Here is a 4,997-nt window from a genome sequence, read left to right as displayed (position 1 = left end):
AGCTGGTCCTCGTGAATCTCACTGTCTGCTTGCTGGGTCGTAGACACACCTTCAGCAAGCAGACGTTCTAACTAAGCGGCTTTGTGATGTACTGAGATTATCGAGGAAACTGCTGATCCGTTACTATCGGGACGTGGCCCATCTGGATTCGCTGCAGCTGCAATTTATGCCGCCGCATTGCTCTGTAACGAGAAACGCACACAACACGAGGTAGCAGACGTGGCGCAAGTGACCGAAGTAACTATTCGGAACCGATACCAAGAACAGATTGAAATGTTAGATATACACCAGTAGAAATGGCTACGAAATTCATCCAAGAGACATGACCAAACCCACAGCCGTCTCGGTACGCGACCTTGCGTGTGAGATCCGGACTGGAAGGCAGTCTGCTCTGGATCTCCTTGAGTCAGTTCTTGACCGTATTGAGGCGATCGATGAGTTGAACGCGTTTATTACGGTAACCGAAGAATCGGCACGGAACCGTGCTCGAATGGCCGACGATGCAGCCGAACGTGGTGATGATCTCGGCCCACTCCATGGCGTGCCGGTCGCAATCAAGGACCTTCGGACCCGAAAGGCGGGGGTCCGGCATACGATGGGGCTCGCACCGTTGGCTGATAATGTGGCGGACGACGATTCCATCACGGTTGAGCGGCTGGAAGCTGCAGGAGCAGTGATCGTGGGGACGACCAATACGCCAGCCCTTGGTCACACCATCAAGACGGAGAACAAGCTTGTCGGAGCGACTCCGACACCGTTCGACCATGACCGGTCCGCTGGTGGGTCTTCCGGTGGGTCTGCAGCGGCGCTTGCGGCCGGTGTGGTACCGCTCGCGACCGGATCAGACATCGGTGGCTCACTCCGAGTACCCGCCTCCTGCTGTAACGTCGTCGGGCTGAAGCCGACGCTCGGACTCGTCCCCGAGCGCGTCCCCCGTGATGGCTTTAATACGCACTCCCCGTTTTTTGTTGGTGGACCAATGGCACGGACCGTCGAAGATACGGCGGTTTTGCTTGATGTCCTTGCGGGTCAAGATGATAGTGATCCATTCAGCGTTCCTCAACCAGAGACAGACTACACGGGAGCGACTGATCGACCAACTACTGAGCTCTCAGTTGCGTATAGCCCGAATCTGGACTTGCAGCCGGTCTCACCAGTGGTGCGTGAGACGGTCGACGACGCTGTTACAGAGTTGGCGGCTGCTGGCGCTACTGTTGATACTGTCGACCTCTCACTGCCGTCTTATGAGGACCTGTCGATGGCGTATGTTACACAGGTCGGCGTCTTTTTCAGTGCGTTCGCCCAACATCTCGGAGACCGATACGACATCGACTTTGCGACCGCCGACGTCGAAGATACAGTACATTCGACAATCGCATTAGGAACGGAAACAGACGCTGCCACCGACCGGTTACAGAACGTACCTCGCACTGCTGCATACGAGGAAATTCAGGACACATTGGCTGGCTACGATGTCCTCGTGACACCAACTCTTACTGTTCCACCTTACAGTAAACGTCTCGCTGACGGCTATCCAACGGAGATTGACGGACACTCAGTGATGGGTGTACCGACAGACGTCATGTTGACGTGGGTGTTTAACATGACCGGCCACCCTGTGGCATCAATTCCGGCCGGACTTACCAACGATGGCCTCCCTGTTGGATTGCAGATTGTTGGCCGACGATTTGCCGAGGAAGACATTCTGAGCGTCGCCGCTGCGATGGAGCGGGTCCGGCCGTGGACAGATCAGTATCCTATAGTAAACACTAGAAGTAATTGCTCACGTTAGGAACAGAGAGTTTGTCGAGAGCGGTGTCGATCGCTGTTGTTAGCTCGTCGAGTGAGTCAAAGAATCGGTTGCTTAGTGCCTTTTGCAGCTGTCTCCAGCATTCTTCGACCGGATTCATCTCCGGTGAATACGAGGGTAACGTCACGAAGGCGAGGTCGTCACGGGCTGCCAGGTCCGTGACGGCCGACGCCTGAAAATACGGGGCTCCGTCCAACACGACGATCAAATCATCTTCGAATTCATCACATAATGCTAAAATGAAATGCTTTGCGTGTTCGGCCGTGACGTACTCGGTGAACCGAGAGAAGAAGCGATCACCGTCCTCGGTGATCGCGCCCAGTAGACACGTCCAATCACGTTGGCCTGAAAGCTCGACCGAGGGCCGCGTGCCCTGTGGAAACCACGCGGCACGCGGCTCAACTTGGACGGATTTCTTGGTTTGGCCGATACAGACTACGGTGGCGTCCATTTCCCGCCGCTTTTTTTGAGCTCGTCGTGGAACGCTTCTTGCTCGTCTTCATCGGCTTCGGCGGCTGAACAGCGTGGTTTTTGATAGCTCAATCCCGCTTCTTTCAGCAACCGCCGACAACTCGGGATTGAATACTCAGCGCCGTATGTTTCTTCGAGATACTCTTGAGCAAGCGCCGGCGTCCACGCCGGCGCGTCGATCCCGACCTCGCTCGGTGGGTCGTGAACGGTTTCTTCGAATTCTTTCTGCTGTGATTCTGAGAGTTTACGCTTTCTCCCAGTTCGTTTATCATCAGAAACGGCTTGCTCAAGCGACTCGTCAGTGTCGAGTCGCTTGAGCCAGCTGTAGATTGTCCGTCGCTGCACGTCGTACCACTCGGCTAGCTCGGTCTGCGTGACACCATTCTTGTACGCGATTACCGCTAAGAGCCGTTGTGTCGGCTTCTTTCCGTCCACGTTGTCGAGAGCGTCTTGCAATTCCTCGACGGTGATCTCGTCGAGATGATTCATTAGCTATTGCAACTATCTCTGAGTAAAAAGTTCTACCGGTTACTATAGGATATCAGAGGGGACTTATTTAACCCAGTCGAAGGGCACATAGACGAATGCATGATTTAACTGGATTCCAGCGGGACATCTTGTATGTAATTACTGGGCTTGAGGAACCACATGGGCTCGCAGTCAAGGACGAACTCGAGGACTACTACGAGCAAGAAATCAATCATGGGCGGCTCTATCCGAATCTCGACGACCTCGTCGACAAAGGCCTCGTAGAGAAAGGACAGCTCGACAAGCGCACAAACTCCTATACGCTCACCCGGCGTGGCCGCCGCGAGATTACTGCTCGTCGCGACTGGGAGACCCAGTACGTCGACTTCACCGAGTAACACCCCATTTCCAGCGTTCAGGAATGGGTGTCACTCACTCCAGCAACACTGCCCCCTTCGCGTGGTAGTCGCTTGATGGCTCCGTGGACTCACTCAAGCAGGCCGAGTTCAGTGAGGCGGTCTTCGACGTGTTTCAGTGCGGACTGTGCGTCCTCAGATTCATTTGCACCGGTAATCACGAGTTTCCCACTGCCGAAGAGGAGAACGACGACGTCGGGGTCCTCAAGGCGGTAGACGAGGCCAGGAAACTGTTCGGGTTCATACTCTATTTGCTCCAACCCCAGACCGATCGCAATCGCGTTCAAGTTCAACGATTGCTTGAGATCGGCACTGGAGACGATATTCTGCACCTCAATCGGCGGATTACTCGAGACATCGATGCCTAACTCGCGGATGTCCTCAAACACGATCTCGAGGGCTTCGTGAACGTCATCGACGCTTTTCGCGCCGGTGCAGACGACTTTCCCCGACCGGAAGATCAGCGTGGCTGACTTCGGCTCCTGGAGGCGGTAGACGATTCCAGGAAAGTCCTCGGGGTTGTACTCCGCGCCGGGAAGGTCTGTGGAGAGTTGGTCGAGGGCGAGTTCTTGGCCGATATCGCTGGATGCAACGACGTTCTCGATGTGAATCGTGTCCGCCAGAGTGCTCATACAGAGTATTTCTCGGACAACTCACTTAAATAGCGGGTGGAAATGTGTGGCGCTGGTGAGGCCCTCAACGGCTAATCGATTCGGGTATAGGCCGCTAAGTACAGATGTTCCATTCAGTAACTGTTTCTATGAGGGTGTCATAGAACCGTTCTCATACCAGAGAGCAGGGTGAACGCTGAGGTGGTATGAGCCCAGCGACCCTGCAAGATAATCCTACGGTAGAGACGTTCTTCAATGCCGTGGAGACGGAGACGCTAGCGCTGTTCGAGCATCTCTCCTTCGAGTTTCTCGAAGAATTCGACGTGTTCGCCCCGGCGGAGACGGGGCGAACACGAGACCACGAACCACCCGAGATGATGCGTGGGTTTCTGCACTGCTACTACAAGGATATCTACGGCATTCGTCCGGTTGCGCGAGAACTGAACAACACAGTCGTCTGGCTCAGCTGTGGCTTCGATCGACCGCCGTCGAGAGACGCGGTCGATCGTTTCCTCACCGATCTCGAACACGTCATCGACGAGATTTTCGACCACCTCGTCGAGCAGGCCGCCTTGCGGGGCCTGCTCGACTTGACCTACTCGATTGATTCGACAGACGTGAGAACGATGCCAGCCGATCAAGACGCGTCGAAATGCTACGATCCAACGGCTGAAGAGTACTACTACGGCTACGGCTGCACGATCGTTTCGACTGGTTCAAAGATCCCGATTGCAGCGGAATTCACCGAGAGCAAACAAGCGCCAGAAGAGACGGCGATGCGCGTCACGCGTGACGCGCTCGCCGTCGACACTCCGATCTGGATGCTTGGAGACAGCGCCTATGACACACTCGATTGGCACGACTACCTGCTGACCGCAGGAGTCGTGCCAATCGCCCCGTACAACGCACGCAATACCGACGATCCACTGGACATAGAGTACAGGGTCGAAGACCGTATCAAAGAACACAGCAAGGACGTGAAGTTGAAGCAATCGACGTTAGATGAGACGTACAACCGCCGGACAGGCGTCGAACGAACTAACGACGCAGTCAAGGACTGCGGCCTCGGGCACGTCCACGCCCGAGGCCGCGTCCATGCACGAGCACAAGTGTTCCTGTCGTTGTGTCTGCGTCTCGTTATTGCGATCACCAACTACGAACGAGGAGATAATCCGGGAAGCACGATCATCACGGTGTGACAAGAGTTCTATGACACCCTCT

5 protein-coding genes and 1 pseudogene are annotated in these 4,997 nt (G+C 55.2%); 4 read left to right on the top strand and 2 right to left on the bottom strand.

Annotation, left to right across the window (positions count from 1 at the left end; genetic code table 11):
• Window positions 1-93: 93 nt before the first annotated feature.
• Both APQ99_RS12350 and APQ99_RS12345 read left to right on the top strand, forming a co-directional pair.
• Window positions 94-294: pseudogene (locus APQ99_RS12350) on the top strand (transcription initiation factor IIB); the annotation flags it as partial.
• A gap of 28 nt (window positions 295-322) precedes the next feature.
• Window positions 323-1,792: an amidase gene (locus APQ99_RS12345; RefSeq protein ID WP_136361166.1), complete on the top strand. Its 1,470-nt coding sequence runs from the start codon at window positions 323-325 to the stop codon at window positions 1,790-1,792.
• Here the strand turns inward: APQ99_RS12345 and APQ99_RS12340 are convergent.
• A protein-coding gene (locus APQ99_RS12340) for an IS630 family transposase (protein ID WP_136361165.1) occupies window positions 1,770-2,770 on the bottom strand; the annotation gives its coding sequence in 2 pieces (ribosomal slippage) (window positions 1,770-2,278 and window positions 2,278-2,770; 1,002 coding nt in all). The two genes, APQ99_RS12345 and APQ99_RS12340, sit on opposite strands and share 23 nt — an antisense overlap.
• Window positions 2,771-2,865: 95 nt before the next feature.
• Here APQ99_RS12340 and APQ99_RS12335 point away from each other — a divergent pair.
• Window positions 2,866-3,147, top strand: coding sequence for a PadR family transcriptional regulator (locus tag APQ99_RS12335; protein ID WP_136361164.1), 282 nt, complete (start codon window positions 2,866-2,868; stop codon window positions 3,145-3,147).
• Window positions 3,148-3,236: 89 nt separating this feature from the next.
• Here APQ99_RS12335 and APQ99_RS12330 read toward each other — a convergent pair whose 3' ends face one another.
• Window positions 3,237-3,797: a TATA-box-binding protein gene (locus APQ99_RS12330; RefSeq protein WP_136361163.1), complete on the bottom strand. Its 561-nt coding sequence runs from the start codon at window positions 3,795-3,797 to the stop codon at window positions 3,237-3,239.
• 185 nt (window positions 3,798-3,982) lie between these two features.
• On the opposite strand from APQ99_RS12330, the gene APQ99_RS12325 reads away from it, so the two are divergent.
• A complete protein-coding gene (locus APQ99_RS12325; RefSeq protein ID WP_015298782.1) occupies window positions 3,983-4,975 on the top strand; it encodes an IS5-like element ISNpe16 family transposase in 993 nt (330 codons plus the stop codon).
• Window positions 4,976-4,997: the final 22 nt, after the last annotated feature.

It is taken from the genome of Halobacterium salinarum DSM 3754 (genome assembly GCF_008124605.1).
Lineage (GTDB): Archaea > Halobacteriota > Halobacteria > Halobacteriales > Halobacteriaceae > Halobacterium > Halobacterium salinarum.
The sequence above is the reverse complement of the archived record's forward strand: the minus strand, read 5'-3'. Positions and strand labels throughout refer to the sequence as shown.